This window comes from Streptomyces sp. BYX5S (genome assembly GCF_054724165.1).
Genome location: NZ_CM138829.1, coordinates 6,667,492 through 6,686,440 on the forward strand (window position 1 = coordinate 6,667,492; position 18,949 = coordinate 6,686,440).

Below are 18,949 nucleotides of genomic sequence, written 5' to 3' on the forward strand. Positions count from 1 at the left end.
CCTCCTAGAACGCGAACAGCGACATGATCACGATGTTGCAGCCGAGGAGCGCGAAGCCCGTCGGGAGCTGCGCCTTGATCGGCCCGTACTGGTCCTTCAGTTCGAGGAGCGTCGCCGGGACGATGTTGAAGTTGGCGGCCATGGGCGTGACGAGCGTTCCGCTGAAGCCCGCGAGCATGCCCATCGCGAGGATCGCCGGCTCGTTGCCGCCCATCTGCACGATGAGCACCGGCCAGCCGATCGCCGCCGTCATGACGGGGAACGCGGCGAAGGCGTTGCCCATGATGACGGTGAACAGGAACATGCCGACGCAGTACGCGACCACGGCCAGGTACTTGGAGTCGTCCGGCAGCACCGCGTTCGTGATCTTTCCGACCTGGGTGCCGACCCCCGCGACCGCGAAGATCGAGCCGAGGACGGAGAGCAGCTGCGGGAGCAGCAGCGCCGAACCCATCGCCTCCAGCATCGAGCGCCCGGAGTGGATCGGCGTCGATATCCGGCGCTCGCCGGTGACCAGCATCCCGACGACGAGCGCCACGACGCAGCCGAGCCCGAGCCCGAGGAGGGTGGCCTGACCGGTCTCGAACAGGCCCGATTCGTCGAGGAAGGAGGCGCAGACGATGGCGACCAGCGGGATCGTGAGCGCCGGGATGAAGAGCTTGCTGCCGAGCCGCCGGGCCGACGCCTCGCGCTCCTTGTCCGTCGTCGTCACCGGGGTGCCCTTGCCGATGAGGTTGAACCCGGCGAGGCCGATGAGGACGAGGACGGCGACGCCGAGGGGTTCGGCGGGCAGCGTCGTGGAGCCGCCCGCGACCCCGGTGCCGTAGGGGAAGGTCAGTCCGAGCAGGCCCCAGAAGGCCGCCGAGGTCCAGCGCTTGGGGTTGGTGCGGTCCGTCGCCATCTGTACGGCCATGACGACGAAGACGAGACCGATCAGCCAGTACAGCCACTCGACCTTGATCACTTGGCGGTCTCCTTCCCGGCGTCACCGGGCGTCTGCTTCGGCAGCGGCAGGTCGTGCTCGGCGCCGGCGAGCGCCATCTCGCGCTCCAGCTGCCGGTCGAGGAGCAGCAGCCGCGCGCCGTGGATGACGAAGGCGCAGACGGCCAGCGGGATGGCCCACAGCGCGAGTTCGGTGGGTTCGAGGTGCTCGTGGTACGTCGAGTTCACGAAGCCGGTGATCAGCAGGATCGAGCCGATCGCGATGAAGCAGTCCTCGCCGAAGAAGACGCCGACGGTGTCGGCGGACGCGGAGTAGGAACGCACCTTCTCGCGCAGCCGGTCCGGCAGCTTCGCCCCGGCGGTGCGCTCGGCGGCGGCCTCCGCCATGGGGGCCACGAGCGGGCGCACGGCCTGCGCGGGACCGCCCAGGTTGTTGAGGCCGAAGGCGGCGGTGACCTGGCGGACCAGCAGGTAGGCGGTGAGGAACCGCCCCGCGCTGAGCTTCCCGAGCTTCCCGATGAGGTTGCGGGCCTGCTCGCGCAGGCCGTAGCGCTCCAGGAGACCGATCACCGGGAGCACGATGGCGAAGACGGTGACCGAGCGGCTGTCGGCGAAGGACTTCCCGAAGGCGGAGAGGATCTCCAACGGGTTCATCTTGCCGAGCAGCCCGGTGACGATGCCGGCGACGCCGACCACGAGAACGGGATTGCGGCGCGTGACGAATCCGAGGATCACCACGAGCACACCGAGCAGAACGATCATGCGGCGGCCTTTTCGATGAGGGACGCACTGATGGATGAGGGATGCACGGACCCTAGAGGATCGTTCAACGATCTAACAAGAGGTTCCGGAATTCGGACTTCCGGCCCTTCTCGTGACAGCGTCCGGCCCGCCACCGGAAAGAATCTTCACCCTTGTCGGATCGTTGAACAATCCTCTACGTTGAGACGGTGATCCAGGATCAGGACGTCATCGACCTCAATGCCGACCTCGGCGAGGGCTTCGGCCGGTGGACCCTCACCGACGACGAGGCCCTGCTCTCCGTCGTGACCAGCGCCAATGTCGCCTGCGGCTTCCACGCGGGCGACCCTGCCGTGATGCGCCGGGTCTGCGATCTCGCCGCCGAGCGCGGGGTACGGATCGGGGCGCAGGTCTCGTACCGGGACCTCGCCGGTTTCGGGCGGCGCGCCATGGACGTGCCGCCGGACGAACTGGCGGCCGAGGTGGCGTACCAGATCGGGGCGCTGCGGGTGTTCGCCGAGGCGGCCGGTGCCGAGGTGGCGTACGTGAAGCCGCACGGGGCGCTCTACAACCGGACCGTACGGGACAGTGAGCAGGCCCGCGCCGTCGTCGAGGGCGTCCGCCTCGCCGGTGGGGAGCTGCCGGTACTGGGACTGCCCGGGTCCCAACTCCTGCACGCGGCCGAGGAGTCGGGGCTGCGGGGCGTGCGCGAGGCGTTCGCCGACCGTGCGTACACCCCCGAGGGCACGCTCGTGCCGCGCCGTGAGCCGCATGCCGTGGTCGAGGACGCGGACGCCGTGGTGCGCCGGTCCGTCGCGTTCGCGGTGGACGGCGGGGTGGAGGCGGTCGACGGGTCGCATGTCGCCGTCGCCGCGCGGTCGTTGTGCGTGCACGGTGACACGCCCGGTGCGGCGCGGATCGCCGCGCGCGTGCGGGCGGCGCTCGAGGACGCCGGGGTCAAGGTCGGGGCGTTCGCGTGAGCGGGGCCGTGGCTCCCGTGGTGCGGCCCGCCGGGCGGGAGGCGCTGCTCGTGGAGTTCGCCGACGCCGAGCAGGCGGGGGCGTTCCACGCGGAGTTGCTGCGCAGGCGGGGGGCGGGGGCGCTGCCGCCGGTGCGGGAGATCGTGCCGGGGGCGCGGACCGTGCTGCTCGACGGGGTGGCGGAGCCGGAGGCGCTCGCGCGCGAACTGGGCGCGTGGGACGTGGAAGTGGGGGCGGTCGCGGACGGCGACGTGGTGACGATTCCCGTCACGTACGACGGGCCCGACCTCGCGGAGGTCGCGGAGTTGTGGGGTGTGCGCGTGGACGAGGTGGGCGAGGTGCACGCGTCGTACACGTATCGCGTGGCGTTCTGCGGGTTCGCGCCCGGGTTCGGATATCTGGCCGGGCTGCCGGAGGAGTTGCGTGTGCCGCGGCGGGCGACGCCGCGGACGCGGGTTCCCGCGGGGGCGGTTGCCCTGGCCGGGGCGTATTCGGCGGTGTATCCGCGGGCGACGCCGGGTGGGTGGCAGTTGATCGGAACGATGGCCGGGCCCGGGGTCCTGTGGGACGTGGCCCGGTCCCCCGCCGCACTCCTCTCCCCCGGAACCCTCGTCCGCTTCACCCCCACGGGGCCGAACCCCCGGGGCTCCGCCCCGGCCCCCGCGCCTCAAACGCCGGCGAGGCTCGACATCCCGACCGGCACGCCTCCATCGCCGGCCCCACTCGATGCGCCCCACCCCCCGACACGGTCAGCTCCGCCTCAAACGCCGGCGAGGCTTGAAAGGAACCACCCCTCGGCAACGCTCGGCGAGTCCTATCAAGCCCCTGCGGCGATTGAGCAGCGGGGTCCGGGGCAGAGCCCCGCGGCGTCGAGCACGGCGGCTCCGTCACAGCAAGCCCCTGCGGCGACTGAGCAGCAGGACCCGACACACCAAGCCCCTGCGGCGATTGAGCAGCGGGGTCCGGGGCGGAGCCCCGGGGTTGGGCGTGCGGGGGGTGCGCTGTGAGGGGGAAGGTGCAGGTGGTGCGGGGTGGGGCGCTGACCACCGTGCAGGACCTCGGGCGGATCGGACACGCCCACCTGGGCGTACCACGCTCGGGCGCCCTCGACGCCCCCGCACTCCGCCTCGCCAACCGCCTCCTCGGAAACCCGGAGGGCACCGCCGCCCTGGAGACCACCCTCACGGGATGCGCGCTCCGCCCCGACCGGGCCACCACCTTCGTCGTGGGCGGCGCCCCCTGCCCGGTCACCGTCGACGGCGCACCCGCCCCCTGGGGCACCCCCGTCCACGTCCCCGCGGGCGCGACCCTCGACGTGGGCCCCGCCCGGACCGGCGTCCGGTCCTACGTCTCCGTGGCCGGCGGCTTCGCCGTCGACCCGGTGCTGGGAAGCCGCGCCACCGACCTGCTCTCGGGCCTCGGCCCCGCCCCGCTGCGCACGGGAGACGTGCTCCCCGTCGGCCCACCCGGCCCCCCGCCGACCGCGCTGCCGGCCGCCGCCCCCTGGCCCGCGCCCCCGGCCGAACTCGTCCTGCCGGTACGACCGGGCCCCCGGGCGGACTGGTTCACCGAGAGCGCGCACCGCACCTTCCGCACCGCCACGTACACCGTCTCCGGCAACAGCAACCGGATCGGCCTGCGCACCGAAGGGCCGTCCCTGGAACGGGCGTTGGAGGGCGAGCTGCCCAGCGAGGGCATGGTCCTCGGGGCCGTGCAGGTGCCGCCGGACGGGCGCCCCGTGGTGTTCCTGCACGACCACCCGACCACCGGCGGCTACCCGGTGATCGCCGTCGTCCCGGAACCGGCACTCGCCGCCGCGGCCCAGGCGGCGCCCGGCACCCCGCTGAGGTTCACCCTCTAGGACCTGTCCGCGCGCAGGCCCTCGTCGAGGAACTCCCGTACGTGGGCCATGACTTCGGCCCGGTCCGTACGCAGGCCGATCGCCACCGCGATGGCGAAGCCGTCGAGCAGCGCCCGCAGCCGCGTCGCGAAGCGGTCCGGGTCGAGGGTCCGGAACTCGCCGCGCGAGATGCCCTCGGCGAGGAGCGCCACGAGGTCGCGGTGCCAGGCCCCCTCGATGGCGGCCTGCCGGGCGCGCGCGTCGTCGTCGGCGTTCCGCGACCGGTTGAAGACCTCCAGCCACAGCGTCCAGTGCGGGTCACGCGGCGCGTCCGGCACGTACAGGTCGACGTACGCGTCGAGGCGGTCCCGCGCGCTGCCGCCCGCGACCAGCGCCTCCCGGCGCCGCGCGCCGAGCCGCCCCTCGCTCCACTCCAGCGTGCGCAGCAGCAACTCGTCCTTGCTGCCGAAGTGGTACGCGAGATGCCCGCTGCTCATCCCGACCGCCCGGCCCAGCGCGGCCATCGTCAGCCGTTCCAGGCCGTGCTCGGCGATCATCGCCATGGTCGCGGCGAGCACGTCCTCGCGCGGCGGCGCCGGGGTGCGCCTGCGCTGCGTCCCGGTCATGCTCAGGCCCCCGCGACCGGCTGCTGCTGGGTGATGCAGTGGATGCCGCCGCCCGCCGCGAAGATCGTGCGGGCGTCGACGAGGGTGACCTTCCGGTCCGGGAACAGCCCTCGGAAGATGGCCGCCGCCTGCTCGTCGTTCGGGTCGTCGAAGCCGCACAGCACGACACCGTCGTTGCAGAGGTAGTGGTTGATGTAGGAGTAGTCGACCCAGCCGCCGTCCGCCTCGTCGGTGAGGACCGTCGGGGCCGGGATCTCGACGATCTCCAGCGCGCGGCCCCGCGCGTCCGTCTGTCCGGCCAGTACGCCGATGATCTCGCGGCTCACCTCGAAGTCCGGGTGCGCCGGGTCCCGCTGGGAGTGGACGAGGACGACGCCGGGCGCCGCGAACGCCGCCACGATGTCGACGTGGCCGCGCGTGCCGAACTCCCCGTAGTCGGCGGTGAGTCCGCGCGGCAGCCAGATCGCCTTGGTGGTGCCGAGGCGGGCGTGGATCTCGGCCTCGACGCGCTCCTTGGTCCAGCCCTGGTTGCGGTCCGGGTCGAGCTGCACGGTCTCGGTGAGGAGCACCGTGCCCTCGCCGTCGACGTGGAGGCCACCGCCCTCGTTGACGAGGACCGAGGAGTGGACGGGCACGCCGGTGAGGCCGGCGAGGTGCCGGGCGACCGCGGAGTCGTGCTCCCAGCGGGCCCAGTCCTGTGCGCCCCAGCCGTTGAACGTCCAGTCCACGGCGGCCAGTTCGCCCGACTCCGTGTGCTTCACGAACGTGGGGCCGATGTCGCGCATCCACGCGTCGTCCAGGTCGCGCTCGGTCAACTCCACGGACGGGTGCAGGAGTTCACGCGCGGACGCCTCCTGGCCCGGACCGACGACCATCGTCACCGGCTCGTGCGCGCGCACGGCGTTCGCGACCGACGCCCAGGCGGCGCGCGCCCCGGCCAGCTCGCCGTCGTCCGCGAAGGTGGGGTTGGGGCCCGGCCACGCCATCCACGTGCGCTCGTGCGGGGCCCACTCGGGCGGCATCACATACGTCATGGGCTTGATCCCTTACAGGAAGTAGAGGCGGTTGAGGGAGACGGACTCGGCCGGTTCCGAGCGGATCGGATCGCCGTCGAGGGTGACCAGACCCGTGCGCTGGTCCACGTCGACCGCTCCCGTGCGGGAGTTGAGGCGCAGGTCGGCCGGGCCGATGCCGCGCGTGCCGCGCACGGCGACGCGGCGCCTGCGGGTGGGCATCGTGTCGTGACCGTCGTCGACGGCTGCCTGCGCGACGAAGGCGACCGACAGCTCGGCGGCCGTCGCCCCGTACGCCCCGAACTGCGGGCCGAGGACGAGGGGTTCGCAGGTGTCGGTGGCGGCGTTGGGGTCGCCCACCACCCCGTACGCGGGGAAGCCGGACTTGAGGACGAGCTGGGGCTTCGCGCCGAAGTACTCGGGCGACCACAGGACGATGTCGGCCATCTTGCCGGGCTCCAGGGAGCCGATCTCGTGCGCGAGGCCGTGCGCGATGGCGGGGTTGACGGTCAGCTTCGCCATGTAACGCAGCACACGGTCGTTGTCGTGGCCGACGCCCGGGTCGCCGAGCTCCCGCTTCATCTTCCCGGCCATGGCGAACGTACGGCGCACGGTCTCGCCCGCGCGGCCCATGCCCTGCGCGTCCGACGAGGTGATGCCGATGGCGCCCAGGTCGTGCAGGACGTCCTCGGCGCCCATCGTCCCGGCGCGGATCCGGTCGCGGGCCATGGCCGCGTCGCCCGGCAGGTCCGTCTTGAGGTCGTGGACGGAGACGATCATGCCGTAGTGCTCGGCGACCGCGTCCCGGCCGAACGGGAGGGTGGGGTTGGTGGAGGACCCGATGACGTTCGGGACGCCCGCCATCTTCAGGACGTTCGGTACGTGGCCGCCGCCGCAGCCCTCGATGTGGAAGGCGTGGATGGTGCGGCCTTCGAGGACCTTCAGGGTGTCCTCGACCGACAGGCACTCGTTCAACCCGTCGCTGTGCAGGGCGACTTGGACGTCGTGCTCCTCGGCGACGCGCAGCGCCGTGTCGAGCGCGCGGGTGTGCGCGCCCATGTCCTCGTGCACCTTGAACCCGCAGGCGCCGCCCTCGGCGAGCGCCTCCACGAGCGGGGCGCCGTGCGAGGACGAACCCCGCCCCAGGAAGCCGATGTTGACCGGCCAGGCGTCGAAGGCTGAGAACGCGTGCTTCAGCGCCCACGGCGAGTTGACCCCGACGCCCCAGACGGGGCCGAACTCCTGGCCGATGATCGTGGTGACGCCGGAGGCGAGGGAGGCCTCCATGATGCGCGGCGACAGCAGGTGCACATGGGTGTCGACGGCTCCGGCGGTGGCGATCAGGCCCTCGCCGGACACGATCGTCGTGCCCGTGCCGACCACGACGTCGACGCCGTCCATCGTGTCCGGGTTGCCGGCCCGCCCGATGGCGTGGATCCGCCCCTCGCGGATGCCGATGGAGACCTTCCGGATGCCGAGCACGGCGTCGATCACGACGACGTTGCTGATCACGATGTCGCAGGTGTCGCGGACGGCGGCGGCCTTCAGGTGCAGTCCGTCGCGCGCGGTCTTGCCGAATCCGGCGAGGAACTCGTCCCCGTAGCTCTGGGAGTCGGACTCGACCTGGATGGTGAGCCCGGAATCCCCGAGCCGGACGCGGTCTCCGGCGCGCGGCCCGTGCGTGCCCGCGTACTCGTACGGGGTCAGCCGGCGGGCTTCGGCGGGGTGCCCTCCGGGGCGGCTCATCGCTCGTCCTCCTCGGTCTTCTCGCTCGATACGCCCAGATATCCGCAGGCGGCGGCGCGGCGCAGCGCCTCGTCCTTGGCGCCCGGCGCGTCCAGCGGCCCGTCGACGAGGCCCGCGAACCCGATGGCGACGCGGGCTCCGCCGATCGGCAGCAGCCCGACCTCCTGCGTCTCCCCCGGCCCGAACCGCACCGAGGACCCCGCGGGCACCGCGAGCCGCATCCCGTAGGCCCGCTCCCGTACGAAGTCCAGGCGCGGGTTGGCCTCGAAGAAGTGGAAGTGGGAGGTGACGGAGACGGGGACGGTCGCCGTATTGGTGACGGTGAGCGTGAGGACGGCCCGCGGGTCCTCGTGCTCGGGCCCCGGCAGGAGGGCGCCGGGGGCGTCCGCGCCCAGGGAGCCGGAGTCCTCTCCGGTAGCGATCGGGTCGCTCACGACCGCGAGCCGCGAGCCGTCGTCGAAGACCGCCTCCACGTGCACCTCGGTCACCACGTCGGCGACGCCCGGCAGCACGTCCTCGGGCCCGAGCGCGGACCGGGCCGCCTCGATCGCCTCGGCGAGCCGCTTCCCGTCGCGGGCCGCCTCGCAGACGGTGTCCGCGATCAGGGCGGTCGCCTCCGGCACGTTGAGCCGCAGGCCGCGCGCCTTGCGGGCCCGCGCGAGCTCGGCGGCACCGAACAGCAGCAGCCGGTCGCGTTCCGTGGGGGTCAGTCGCACGCCGTCACACCTCCTCGTCGTTCTTAGAACGCCACTCTAAACCCTTCGCATCAGGAGGCCGGGGGTCCGGGTGGCGCGAGGGCATGAGCACATGGATCGCGATTCAAAGGACGGGGCAGGCCGGGGAGTGGGACCATGCGTGGCATGACGGAGACCACGAGATCCCCCGCACGGACGAAGGCGGTCATCGCTGCCAAGTACACCGGCGCGGCGCTGCTGCGCTGCGCGCAGGTCCTGCTGATGGTGCTCGGCGCGCTGGGCCAGGCGGCGAGGAAGGGTTCGGGCGGCCGGTCCGGCGGGTCGGGCGACGGGGACTGACCGGGCCCCGGACATGCGTCGGCCCCCGCCCCGCGCGAGCGCGGGGCGGGGGCCGGACCGCCGGACGTCCTAGCCGAGCCGGTGCATCCAGCCGTGCTTGTCCTCGGCGGTGCCGCGCTGGATGTCGAGCAGGGCGTTGCGCAGCTTCATCGTGACCTCGCCGGCCTCACCGCCGGACTGCTGCCACTCGGCGCCCTCGCGCTTGACGGTGCCGACCGGCGTGATGACGGCGGCGGTGCCGCAGGCGAAGACCTCGGTCAGCTCGCCGGACTCCGTGGCCGCCTGCCATTCGTCGATCGAGACGCGGCGCTCCTCCGACTCGTAGCCGAGGTCGCGGGCGACCTGGAGGAGCGAGTCACGGGTGACGCCCGCGAGCAGCGAACCGGTGAGGGTGGGCGTGACGATCTTGTTGCCGTACACGAAGTACAGGTTCATGCCGCCCAGTTCCTCGACCCACTTGTGCTCGACGGCGTCGAGGTAGGCGACCTGGTCGCAGCCCTTGGCGGCGGCCTCGGCCTGCGCGAGCAGGGACGCCGCGTAGTTGCCGCCGGTCTTGGCGTCGCCGACGCCGCCGGGGACGGCGCGGACGCGGTCCTCGGAGAGCCAGATGGAGACGGGCTTCACGCCGCCGGAGAAGTACGCGCCGGCGGGCGAGGCGATGACGATGAACAGGTACTCGTTGGCGGGCTTCACGCCCAGGCCGACCTCGGTCGCGATCATGAACGGGCGCAGGTAGAGGGACTCCTCGCCGCCGTGCGCGGGCACCCAGTCCTTGTCCTGCTGGACGAGCAGGTCGCAGGCCTCGATGAAGGTCTCGACCGGCAGTTCGGGCATGCCGAGGCGCCAGGCGGAGTGCTGGAAGCGCTTGGCGTTCATGTCGGGCCGGAAGGTGGCGACCGAGCCGTCGGGGCGGCGGTAGGCCTTGAGGCCCTCGAAGATCTCCTGCGCGTAGTGCAGGACGTTCGTGGCCGGGTCGAGGGAGAGCGGTCCGTAGGGCACCAGCTGCCCGTCGTGCCAGCCCCGCCCCTCGGTCCACTTGACCGTCACCATGTGATCGGTGAAGTGGCGGCCGAATCCCGGGTTCGCCAGGATCTCCTCGCGCTGTGCGGCGGACAGCGGGGTGGCGGTGGGCTTGAGCTCGATCGTGGGCGTCGTCATGGTTGCGTGTCCTTCACCGTTGGTTGTGACGGACCGCGTTCACGCCTGCACTCCTGGTACTAGGACGTCCGAGCTTCCACGTACATCGCGGCCCCGCGTTCGATTATCTCGCGAGGACGGGTGTGGTCGAAACGGACCCAGGTGGATACGGGTGCGTGAAGCGGCCCAAGGCTGATGGTCGCACCCAGGGGCCGCACAGGAACAGCCGCCGGGCGCGGTGTGCGACCCGGCGGCTGCTGCCGTAATGGTGAGCGCCGGGTCAGCCGGCTACTACTCGGGCGACGAGGGCGTCACCGATCTCGTCGGTGGAGCGCACGGCGTCGCCGCGCTCGCCGAGGTCCGCGGAGACCGCGGTCTCGATGCGGGCGGCCTCGGTCTCGTAGCCGAGGTGGCGCAGGAGGAGGGCGACCGAGAGGATCGTGGCGCTCGGGTCGGCCTTGCCCTGGCCCGCGATGTCCGGGGCCGAGCCGTGCACGGGCTCGAACATGGACGGGAACTCACGGCTCGGGTTGATGTTCCCGGAGGCCGCGACGCCGATGCCACCGGAGACGGCCGCGGCGAGGTCGGTGATGATGTCGCCGAAGAGGTTGTCGGTGACGATCACGTCGAAGCGGGCCGGGTCGGTGACCAGGTAGATGGTCGCGGCGTCGACGTGGATGTAGTCGGTGGTGACCTCGGGGAACTCCTCGGCCACCTTGTTGAAGATGTTCGTCCACAGGTGGCCCGCGAAGGTCAGCACGTTGTTCTTGTGGACCAGCGTGAGCTTCTTGCGGGGGCGGGCCTGGGCGCGGGCGAACGCGTCACGCACCACACGCTCCACACCGAAGGCGGTGTTGACGGAGACCTCGGTGGCGACCTCGGCTGCCGTGCCCTTGCGGATCACACCGCCGTTGCCCGTGTACGGGCCCTCGGTGCCCTCGCGGACGACGACGAAGTCGATGTCCGGCTCGCCCGCGAGCGGGGTCGAGACACCCGGAAGGAGCTTCGACGGACGCAGGTTGACGTGGTGGTCGAACGCGAAGCGGAGCTTGAGCAGGAAGCCGCGCTCCAGGACGCCGGACGGCACCGACGGGTCGCCGATGGCGCCGAGCAGGATGGCGTCGTGCTTCTTGAGGGAGTCGAGGTCGGCGTCGGTGAGGGTCTCACCGGTCGCGTGGTAGCGCTTGGCGCCGAAGTCGTACTCCTCGGTCTCCAGCTTCACATCCTGCGGAAGGACGGCGGAGAGGACCTTGAGACCCTGGGCCACGACCTCCTGGCCGATGCCGTCACCGGGGATCACTGCGAGATTGATGCTGCGAGACATGCGAGCACCGTACCCCTCCGTCCCATGGGATGACACACGGCGTCCACGATCCGGACAGCGGACGGGGCCCGGTCTCCTGGCGGCCAGAAGTTGTTCACCCGTACGTATGGCGGGAGTTGGAGGTTACTGGGAAGTTCCCTTCCATGACGCCTGCCAACGACACCCCACATGTCGGCATCCCCGAACACCTCGCCCGGCGCATGAGCATGCCCGAGCAGCACGAGTACCTGCGGACGAGGTTCAGCAGGCGCCGCGCCCTGACGGGAGCCGCGGCCACGGTCGGCGGGGCGGCCCTGCTCGGCGGCGGCGCGGCCGGCGGGGCGTACGCGACGCCGCTGCTGCCGTCCCGCGCGCCCGCCGCACAGGTCGACGGTTCGCTCGTCGCGCCCTTCGGCCGGCACCTCGCCTTCGGCGCCGATCCGAAGACGCAGATGCGGATCGCGTGGCAGGTGCCGTTCCCGGTCAAGAACCCGTACCTGCGGGTCGGGTTGAAGCCCTGGGAGCTGAGCCGGAAGATCCCGGCGGAGGTCCGCGCCCTGCGCACCCCCGCCCTGTCGAAGAAGCTCCCGGAGGTCGAGCAGCACTACCTCCACGCGGCGCTCGACGGCCTGGAGCCCGGCACGACGTACTACTACGGCGTCGGCCACGACGGCTTCGACCCGGCGGACGCGGAGCGCCTCGGCACCCTCGGCACCTTCCGTACCGCGCCGGCCGCCCCGCGGCCGTTCGTCTTCACGGCCTTCGGCGACCAGGGGGTGAGCTACGACGCGCTCGCCAACGACCAGGTGATCCTCGGCCAGAACCCGTCCTTCCATCTGCACGCGGGCGACATCTGCTACGCCGACACCACCGGCCACGGCAAGGATTCGGACACGTACGACGCGCGGGTGTGGGACCAGTTCCTCGCGCAGACGGAGACGGTCGCCAAGTCGGTGCCGTGGATGGTGACCACCGGCAACCACGACATGGAGGCCTGGTACTCCCCCAACGGCTACGGCGGCCAGAGCGCCCGCTGGTCACTGCCGGACAACGGCCCGGACCCGCGCAACGCGCCGGGCGTCTACTCCTTCACGTACGGGAACGTGGGCGTGGTCGCCCTCGACGCGAACGACGTCTCGTACGAGATCACCGCCAACAAGGGGTACACGGACGGGAAGCAGACGGCGTGGCTGGACAGACGCCTCGGTGAGCTGCGGGCGCGCGACGAGATCGACTTCGTGATCGTCTTCTTCCACCACTGCGCGTACTCGACGTCGACGCACGCCTCGGACGGCGGGGTGCGCGACGCGTGGGTGCCGCTGTTCGCGAAGCACCAGGTGGACCTGGTGATCAACGGGCACAACCACGTCTACGAGCGCACGGACGCGATCCGGGGCGCGGGGAACGGAGAGGTGGGCAAGCCGGTGCCGGTCGGCGCGTCGACCGATCCGACGCGCGACGGCATCGTGTACGTCACCGCGGGCGGCGCCGGCAAGGACCTCTACGGCTTCGGACCGGGCGTGAAGGACAGCTACGAGGGCAACGTGGTCGACCGCGAGTCGATCGTCACCTTCCACTGGACGAAGTCACGCCTGCCCGACCCGGACACCGTGGAGTGGTCCCGGGTGCGGTACACCGGCTTCTCGTTCCTCGCGGTGGAGGTGGAGAAGGACCGGATGACGGTGTCGGCGCTGGCCGAGAGCGGCGAGCGCATCGACCACTTCGAGGTGAAGCGCGGTTCGTGAAGCGGCTTTCGAGGGGGGCCGGTCTCAGTGACCGGTCTCCCCGCCGTTGTCCCTGCGGTCGAGGGCGCGCTGGAGGGCGGCGGCCGCGGTCCTGGCGGCGTGCCGGTCGGCTTCGCTCGACGGGGAGACGTGACGGACTCGGCGGCGGACGGGCGTCGCAGTGGCCATGGTGATCGACTCCTTGAGATCACATCGGGGCGCGCGGAACGAGCGCACACCCATGGGGATTTCGAGGCGCCGGAAGGGGCGGGGAGCGGTGAGCCGCAGGGGTTGCCTGCGCGGTGCTCGGCTCGCGGCCGCCATTCGCCGGATCGGGCGAGACGTTCGGCTCCTACAAAGCTAGGACAGGTCTCTGCTTCTGTCTCCACAATTACTCGGACTTCCTACTATCTGAGACGGGCCTCACTTCCCCCGCCCCTTCAGCCCCTTTGGTCACAGCGGCCACAGGCCATGGCCGAGTACGTTCCCGGGGTGGGACGGGCCATGGCGCGGCCGCCGCGCACGCCCCACGATGGGTGCCGTACCCGCCCGGGTCGCGGTGGCCCGGCGGGCCCTGGGGAGGAGTCCCACCATGCGCGTCATCAGTCAGCGCCGTTTCGGCGGACCCGAGGTGCTCGAAGTGGTGGAGGCGGAGCGGCCCGAGCCGCTCGCCGGTGAAGTGCTCGTCCGGGTGCACGCGGTCGGCGTGAACCCGGTGGACCGGATGGTGCGTTCCGGCACCACGCGATTCTTCGGCGATCCGCCGTTCACGCTCGGCTGGGACGTCTCCGGCGTCGTCGAGGCGGCGGGCCAGGACGTCACCGAGTTCCGGCCCGGCGACGAGGTGTTCGCGATGATCCGGGGCGGGGCGTACGCCGAGTACGTCGTGATCCGCACCGAACACCTGGCGCCGAAGCCGGGGAACGTCGACCACGTCCACGCGGCGGCGATGCCCGCGGCGGCGCTCACCTCCTGGCTGGCGCTCGTCGACACCGGGCAGATCGGGCCGGCCCGCCGGGTGCTTGTGCACGCGGCGGCGGGCGGCGTCGGACACGTGGCGGTGCAGATCGCCAAGGCGGAGGGCGCGTACGTGATCGGGACGGCCCGCGCCGACAAGCACGACTTCCTGCGCGACCTCGGGGTCGACGAGTGCGTCGACTACACGGCCGAGGACTTCGCCCACACGGTGCGCGACGTCGACGTGGCGTTCGACCTGATCGGCGGCGACTACGGTCCCCGCACCCTGGTCACCCTGCGCGCCGGCGGGCTCCTTGTCTCGGCGGTGCTGTGGGACCCCGGCGTCACCCAGGAGGACGCCGAGGCCCGCGGGGCCCGCTTCGCCCCCGTCTCCGTCCAGCCCTCCGGTGCCACCCTTCGCAAGGTCGCGGCCCTGATGGCGGCGAACCGGGTCCGCCCCCACGTATCGGCGGTCCTCCCCCTGGAGGAAGCGGGCAAGGCCCACGAACTGATCGCCTCGGGCCACACCCAGGGCAAACTCGTCCTGACCGTCCCCTGACCGACCCCGCCGTTGCGCCCACGGGGCTCCGCCCCGGACCCCGCTGCTCAATCGCCGCAGGGGCTCCAAAAGACCGGGGCTCCGCCCCGGACCCCGCGCCTCAATCGCCGGCGAGGCTCCGTGTGTGCGCACCATGGGTATGGCGGCGGTCCGGGTATTTTGAGCCTCTGCGGCGATTGAGCAGCGGGGTGCGGGGCAGAGCCCCGATCTTTTGGAGCCTCTGCGGCGATTGAGCAGCGGGGGCCGGGGCGGAGCCCCGAGGCGTAGGGGTGGTTCACGTGAACCGCCCCCGGCCGAGGCGGAACCTCGACCGGGGGCGGCACCGTCGCAGGGGCGGTCAGCCCATGTGCGGGTACGTGTAGTCCGTCGGCGGAACCAACGTCTCCTTGATGGCGCGGGTCAGCGTCCAGCGCATCAGGTTCTGCGGGGCACCAGCCTTGTCGTTGGTGCCGGACGCGCGGCCACCGCCGAAGGGCTGCTGGCCGACGACGGCACCGGTCGACTTGTCGTTGATGTAGAAGTTGCCCGCGGCGTACCGCAGCTTCTCCATCGTGTGGGCCGCGGCGGCCCGGTCGTTCGCGATGACCGACCCGGTCAGCGCGTAGTCCGACGCCGACTCCATCTGCTCCAGCATGGCGTCGTACTGGTCGTCCTCGTAGACGTACACCGCGAGGATCGGGCCGAAGTACTCGGTGGTGAAGACCTCGTTGGCCGGGTCGGTGCACTCGATGACGGTCGGGCGCACGAAGTAGCCGACGGAGTCGTCGTAGGTGCCACCGGCGACGATCGTGCAGGAGTCGTCCGACTTCGCGCGGTCGATCGCGGCCTTGTTCTTGGCGAAGGAACGCTCGTCGATGACGGCGCCGATGAAGTTCGACAGGTCGGTGACGTCACCCATGGTGATGCCGTCGACCTCGGCGACGAACTCCTCCTTGAAACCGGAGTTCCAGATCGAGGCCGGGATGTACGCGCGGGACGACGCGGAGCACTTCTGGCCCTGGAACTCGAAGGAGCCGCGGGTCAGGGCCGTCTTGAGGACGGCGCGGTCGGCGCTCGGGTGGGCGACGACGAAGTCCTTGCCGCCGGTCTCGCCGACGAGCCGCGGGTAGGTGCGGTACTTCTCGATGTTGTTGCCGACCGTCTTCCACAGGTGCTGGAAGGTCTTGGTCGAACCGGTGAAGTGGATACCGGCCAGGTCACGGTGGTTGAGAGCGACCTCCGACACCGCGAGACCGTCACCCGTCACCAGGTTGATGACGCCCTTCGGAAGACCGGCCTCCTCCAGGAGCTGGAGGAGCAGGACGGCGGCGTGCGTCTGCGTCGGGGACGGCTTCCAGACCACCACGTTGCCCATGAGGGCGGGGGCGGTGGGCAGGTTGCCCGCGATGGCCGTGAAGTTGAACGGCGTGATCGCGTAGACGAAGCCCTCCAGCGGGCGGTGGTCCATGCGGTTCCACACACCGGTGGAGTTCGCCGGCGGCTGCTCGGCGAGCAGGTTGCGGGCGTAGTGGACGTTGAAGCGCCAGAAGTCGATGAGCTCGCAGGGCGTGTCGATCTCGGCCTGCTGGGCGGTCTTCGACTGGCCGAGCATCGTGGACGCGGCCATCGTCTCGCGCCACTTCGTGGACAGCAGCTCGGCGGCGCGCAGGATGATCGCGGCGCGGTCGTCGAAGGACATCGCGCGCCAGGCCGGGGCGGCGGCCAGGGCGGCGTCGATCGCGTCCTGGGCGTCCTGCTCGGTGGCGTTGGCATACGTACCGATGACGGCCTTGTGGTTGTGCGGCTGCACGACGTCGAAGCGCTCGCCGCCGCCCATCCGACGCTCGCCGCCGATGGTGCAGGTCAGCTCGATCGGGTTGTCGGCCAGCTCCTTGAGCTTGGCCTCCAGGCGGGCGCGCTCCGGGGATCCGGGGGCGTAGCCGTGCACCGGCTCGTTGACCGGGGCGGGGACCTGGGTCACGGCGTCGAAGGTCATGAGTCCGTATCTCCTTCGGGGGGTCGGGGAGTCGTCGGGGGAAGCGGTGGGCCCTGCGAGAGGGAGGCTCAGCCCTTGGTGAGGATCGAGCGGGCGAAGAAGAGGAGGTTGGCCGGCTTCTCCGCCAGGCGACGCATGAAGTAGCCGTACCAGTCGGTGCCGTACGCGGTGTAGACACGCATGCGGTGCCCCTCGGCGGCGAGTCGCAGCTGCTCGTCGCTGCGGATCCCGTACAGCATCTGGAACTCGTACTCGTCCAGCTTGCGCCCTGCCTGCCGGGCGAGCTCCTGCGCGATGGAGACGAGTCGCGGGTCGTGCGAACCGATCATCGGGTACCCGGCGCCCTCCATGAGGATGCGCATGATCCGCACGTACGCCTTGTCGATCTCGGCCTTGTCCTGGTACGCGACTTCGGCGGGCTCCTTGTAGGCGCCCTTCACGATGCGCACGCGGCTGCCGGCGGCGGCCAGGCGGCGGGCGTCGTCCTCGGTGCGGAAGAGGTAGGCCTGGATGACGCAGCCGGTCTGCGGGAAGTCCTTCCGCAGCTCCTCGTGGATGGCGAACATCGAGTCGAGGGTGGTGTGGTCCTCGGCGTCGAGGGTGACGGTGGTGCCGATCGCGGCGGCGGCCTCGACGACCGGGCGGACGTTGGCGAGCGCCAGCTCGTGCCCGTCGGGGAGGGCCTGGCCGAACATGGACAGCTTCACCGACATCTCGGCCTTCGTGCCGAGGCCCAGCTCCTTCAGGCGCTCGATCAGCTGGAGGTAGGCGTCCCGCGCGGCGTGCGACTGCTCGACGGTGGTGATGTCCTCACCGACGACGTCGAGCGTGACCTCAAGACCCTTGGCGGCGGCGTCCTCGATGATCGGCACGACCTGGTCGACCGACTCACCGGCGATGAAACGGTCGACGACCTGCTTGGTGCCCGGCGCCGCCGACACAAAGGCGCGCATCTTGTCGCTGCGCGACGCGGCGAGGATCAAGGGAGCCAGCACGGGGCACCTCCACGAAGCATGAGTTGAGAAATATGCCGTACCACCGCAAAGCGGGAACGGCACGCGGAACCACCGTGAAATCTAAGGATCCCTCCGATCCTGTGCCATCGACAGCTGTCACGCATCTGTGGCTCCCACCTCAGACATCTGTATGAAGAGGCCGGTGGGATGGGCGAGAATGGCGGGGTGAAAGGCGATTACCAGGACCTGGTCGACGAGATCTCGGCGCTGCTCGGCGCCCCGGCGACCCTGGAGAACCGGGACTTCCGGCTCATCGCGTTCGGGGCGCAGGTCACCGACAGCGACACCGAGTTCGACGAGACGGCGCTCGACCCGGTGCGCACCCGCTCGATCCTCACGCGCGGCTCGACCTCGGCGGTCCGCACCTGGTTCGAGGGTTTCGGCATCGCGAGCGCCAAGGAACCGGTCCGGATCCCGGCGACCCCGGAGGCCGGCGTCTATCGCGGCCGCATCTGTCTTCCCGTACGCCATCACGGTTTCGTCCTCGGCTACGTATGGCTGCTCGACGACGATCCGGGTCCCACGCCCGAGCAACTCGATGCCGCGATGGAGGTGGCGGGCCGGATCGGGGCGCAGCTCGCCGACGAGGCGCAGGCGGGCGCGGACCTGACCCGCGAGTTCCACTCCGTGCTGACGGCGGAGCGGGGCTGGCAGCGGGACATGGCGGTGGCGGCGCTGCGGACGGCGCTCGGCAGCCGGGCGGACGGGCTGCACACGGTGGTGTGCGTCGCGCCGTGGCCCTCGGCCGACCCCGACGACGCGCCGTCGGTGCGCACCATCCCGGCGGCGGACGCGCTGTGCACGGTGCCGTGGGGGGTGACGGGGCAGTGCCTCGCGCTGCTGGTGCGGCTGCGCTCGCGGGAGGCGCTGGCGCCGGCGCTGACGGCGGCCGGGAAGCTGCGGGCGCGCGCGGGGGCGGGTGCGGGTGCGGACGGAGGCGTGGGGGTGGCCTCGGGGATCGGGGCGCCGCGCGACGACCTCGCCGAGCTGGCCACGGGCTGGCAGGAGGCGACGGCCGCGGCCCGCGCGGCGCTGGCCGATCCGCGCCTGGGCCCGGACGCGCAGTGGTCGTCGATCGGCCCGTACCGGCTGCTCACGGCGCTCCCCGCGGAGGCCGCGCACGACCCGGCGGTGGCCCCGCTGCTGGCCCCGGCCCACCGTCAACTGGCGCACACCGCCGAGGTGTTCCTCGACTGCGCGGGCCAGGCTGGCCGCACGGCGGCGACGCTCGGCATCCACCGCCAGACCCTGTACTACCGCCTGTCGCGGGTGGAGCAGCTCACCGGCCTCGACCTGGACGAGGGCGAGGACCGGCTGCTGCTGCACATGGGCCTGAAGGCGTCACGCCTGTGAGGG

17 protein-coding genes and 1 pseudogene are annotated in these 18,949 nt (G+C 71.6%); 7 read left to right on the plus strand and 11 right to left on the minus strand.

The features are described 5' to 3' along the window. Positions 1–4 precede the first annotated feature (4 nt). Complete coding sequence (locus ACYBSK_RS30030) at positions 5–964, minus strand: DUF979 domain-containing protein (RefSeq protein ID WP_460244004.1); 960 nt, start codon at positions 962–964, stop codon at positions 5–7. After that, positions 961–1,704 carry a DUF969 domain-containing protein gene (locus ACYBSK_RS30035; protein WP_457480382.1) on the minus strand — a complete coding sequence of 248 codons (744 nt, stop codon included), beginning with the start codon at positions 1,702–1,704 and terminating at the stop codon, positions 961–963. The genes ACYBSK_RS30030 and ACYBSK_RS30035 overlap by 4 nt, the downstream gene beginning before the upstream one ends. Positions 1,705–1,895: 191 nt before the next feature. Between ACYBSK_RS30035 and ACYBSK_RS30040 the strand changes: the two genes are divergently transcribed. The 3 genes and pseudogenes from ACYBSK_RS30040 (at position 1,896) to ACYBSK_RS30050 (ending at position 4,524) form a co-directional block, all read left to right on the plus strand. Beyond that, a complete protein-coding gene (locus ACYBSK_RS30040) occupies positions 1,896–2,663 on the plus strand; it encodes a LamB/YcsF family protein (RefSeq protein WP_460247125.1) in 768 nt (255 codons plus the stop codon). Continuing rightward, positions 2,660–3,322, plus strand: a pseudogene (locus ACYBSK_RS30045) (5-oxoprolinase subunit B family protein); the annotation flags it as partial. The gene ACYBSK_RS30040 and the pseudogene ACYBSK_RS30045, both read left to right, overlap by 4 nt. A gap of 344 nt (positions 3,323–3,666) precedes the next feature. After that, positions 3,667–4,524, plus strand: a complete 858-nt coding sequence (locus ACYBSK_RS30050) for a 5-oxoprolinase subunit C family protein (protein ID WP_457480383.1) — start codon at positions 3,667–3,669, stop codon at positions 4,522–4,524. On the opposite strand, the gene ACYBSK_RS30055 is transcribed toward ACYBSK_RS30050, so the two are convergent. The 4 genes from ACYBSK_RS30055 to ureA are packed head-to-tail and all read right to left on the minus strand — an operon-like array spanning position 4,521 to position 8,604. Beyond that, the gene (locus tag ACYBSK_RS30055) at positions 4,521–5,129 is read right to left on the minus strand and encodes a TetR/AcrR family transcriptional regulator (RefSeq protein WP_460244005.1); all 609 of its coding nucleotides are present in this window, start codon (positions 5,127–5,129) and stop codon (positions 4,521–4,523) included. The two genes, ACYBSK_RS30050 and ACYBSK_RS30055, sit on opposite strands and share 4 nt — an antisense overlap. Positions 5,130–5,131: 2 nt before the next feature. Then, complete coding sequence (locus ACYBSK_RS30060) at positions 5,132–6,163, minus strand: agmatine deiminase family protein (protein ID WP_460244006.1); 1,032 nt, start codon at positions 6,161–6,163, stop codon at positions 5,132–5,134. A gap of 12 nt (positions 6,164–6,175) precedes the next feature. Further along, positions 6,176–7,888 (minus strand): urease subunit alpha, encoded by a 1,713-nt coding sequence (locus ACYBSK_RS30065; protein WP_460244007.1) that lies wholly within the window; start codon positions 7,886–7,888, stop codon positions 6,176–6,178. Then, on the minus strand, positions 7,885–8,604 hold the full coding sequence (gene ureA / locus ACYBSK_RS30070; RefSeq protein WP_457480387.1) for an urease subunit gamma: 720 nt from the start codon (positions 8,602–8,604) through the stop codon (positions 7,885–7,887). Before ureA ends, ACYBSK_RS30065 begins: the two co-directional genes overlap by 4 nt. A gap of 144 nt (positions 8,605–8,748) precedes the next feature. Here ureA and ACYBSK_RS30075 point away from each other — a divergent pair, with 144 nt between their 5' ends. Then, positions 8,749–8,922, plus strand: coding sequence for a hypothetical protein (locus tag ACYBSK_RS30075; protein ID WP_457480388.1), 174 nt, complete (start codon positions 8,749–8,751; stop codon positions 8,920–8,922). 69 nt (positions 8,923–8,991) lie between these two features. On the opposite strand, the gene ACYBSK_RS30080 is transcribed toward ACYBSK_RS30075, so the two are convergent. After that, positions 8,992–10,080 carry a branched-chain amino acid aminotransferase gene (locus tag ACYBSK_RS30080; protein ID WP_460244008.1) on the minus strand — a complete coding sequence of 363 codons (1,089 nt, stop codon included), beginning with the start codon at positions 10,078–10,080 and terminating at the stop codon, positions 8,992–8,994. A gap of 259 nt (positions 10,081–10,339) precedes the next feature. Then, complete coding sequence (locus ACYBSK_RS30085; protein WP_457480390.1) at positions 10,340–11,383, minus strand: 3-isopropylmalate dehydrogenase; 1,044 nt, start codon at positions 11,381–11,383, stop codon at positions 10,340–10,342. Between the two features lie 143 nt (positions 11,384–11,526). Between ACYBSK_RS30085 and ACYBSK_RS30090 the strand changes: the two genes are divergently transcribed. Further along, complete coding sequence (locus ACYBSK_RS30090) at positions 11,527–13,107, plus strand: purple acid phosphatase family protein (protein WP_460244009.1); 1,581 nt, start codon at positions 11,527–11,529, stop codon at positions 13,105–13,107. Between the two features lie 24 nt (positions 13,108–13,131). Here ACYBSK_RS30090 and ACYBSK_RS30095 read toward each other — a convergent pair whose 3' ends face one another. Beyond that, positions 13,132–13,275, minus strand: a complete 144-nt coding sequence (locus tag ACYBSK_RS30095; protein ID WP_457480392.1) for a hypothetical protein — start codon at positions 13,273–13,275, stop codon at positions 13,132–13,134. 403 nt (positions 13,276–13,678) lie between these two features. Between ACYBSK_RS30095 and ACYBSK_RS30100 the strand changes: the two genes are divergently transcribed. After that, positions 13,679–14,602: an NADP-dependent oxidoreductase gene (locus tag ACYBSK_RS30100; RefSeq protein WP_457480393.1), complete on the plus strand. Its 924-nt coding sequence runs from the start codon at positions 13,679–13,681 to the stop codon at positions 14,600–14,602. A 337-nt stretch (positions 14,603–14,939) separates the two neighbouring features. Here the strand turns inward: ACYBSK_RS30100 and pruA are convergent, their stop codons facing one another. Both pruA and ACYBSK_RS30110 read right to left on the minus strand, forming a co-directional pair. Then, positions 14,940–16,577, minus strand: coding sequence for an L-glutamate gamma-semialdehyde dehydrogenase (pruA, locus tag ACYBSK_RS30105; protein WP_457480394.1), 1,638 nt, complete (start codon positions 16,575–16,577; stop codon positions 14,940–14,942). 68 nt (positions 16,578–16,645) lie between these two features. After that, positions 16,646–17,572 (minus strand): proline dehydrogenase family protein, encoded by a 927-nt coding sequence (locus tag ACYBSK_RS30110; RefSeq protein WP_457480395.1) that lies wholly within the window; start codon positions 17,570–17,572, stop codon positions 16,646–16,648. Positions 17,573–17,740: 168 nt separating this feature from the next. Between ACYBSK_RS30110 and ACYBSK_RS30115 the strand changes: the two genes are divergently transcribed. Then, entirely contained in the window at positions 17,741–18,946 is a 1,206-nt protein-coding gene (locus ACYBSK_RS30115) for a PucR family transcriptional regulator (RefSeq protein ID WP_457480396.1), read from the plus strand. The last annotated feature ends 3 nt before the right edge of the window (positions 18,947–18,949 follow it).

Bases quoted from the DNA above. Each gene is read 5' to 3' on its own strand.
- ACYBSK_RS30035 (WP_457480382.1), bottom strand. From the start codon at position 1,704: ATGATCGTTCTGCTCGGTGTGCTCGTGGTGATCCTCGGATTCGTCACG.
- ACYBSK_RS30055 (WP_460244005.1), bottom strand. From the start codon at position 5,129: ATGACCGGGACGCAGCGCAGGCGCACCCCGGCGCCGCCGCGCGAGGAC.
- ACYBSK_RS30060 (WP_460244006.1), bottom strand. From the start codon at position 6,163: ATGACGTATGTGATGCCGCCCGAGTGGGCCCCGCACGAGCGCACGTGG.
- ACYBSK_RS30065 (WP_460244007.1), bottom strand. From the start codon at position 7,888: ATGAGCCGCCCCGGAGGGCACCCCGCCGAAGCCCGCCGGCTGACCCCG.
- ACYBSK_RS30075 (WP_457480388.1), top strand. From the start codon at position 8,749: ATGACGGAGACCACGAGATCCCCCGCACGGACGAAGGCGGTCATCGCT.
- ACYBSK_RS30080 (WP_460244008.1), bottom strand. From the start codon at position 10,080: ATGACGACGCCCACGATCGAGCTCAAGCCCACCGCCACCCCGCTGTCC.
- ACYBSK_RS30085 (WP_457480390.1), bottom strand. From the start codon at position 11,383: ATGTCTCGCAGCATCAATCTCGCAGTGATCCCCGGTGACGGCATCGGC.
- ACYBSK_RS30090 (WP_460244009.1), top strand. From the start codon at position 11,527: ATGACGCCTGCCAACGACACCCCACATGTCGGCATCCCCGAACACCTC.
- ACYBSK_RS30095 (WP_457480392.1), bottom strand. From the start codon at position 13,275: ATGGCCACTGCGACGCCCGTCCGCCGCCGAGTCCGTCACGTCTCCCCG.
- ACYBSK_RS30100 (WP_457480393.1), top strand. From the start codon at position 13,679: ATGCGCGTCATCAGTCAGCGCCGTTTCGGCGGACCCGAGGTGCTCGAA.
- pruA (WP_457480394.1), bottom strand. From the start codon at position 16,577: ATGACCTTCGACGCCGTGACCCAGGTCCCCGCCCCGGTCAACGAGCCG.
- ACYBSK_RS30115 (WP_457480396.1), top strand. From the start codon at position 17,741: ATGGGCGAGAATGGCGGGGTGAAAGGCGATTACCAGGACCTGGTCGAC.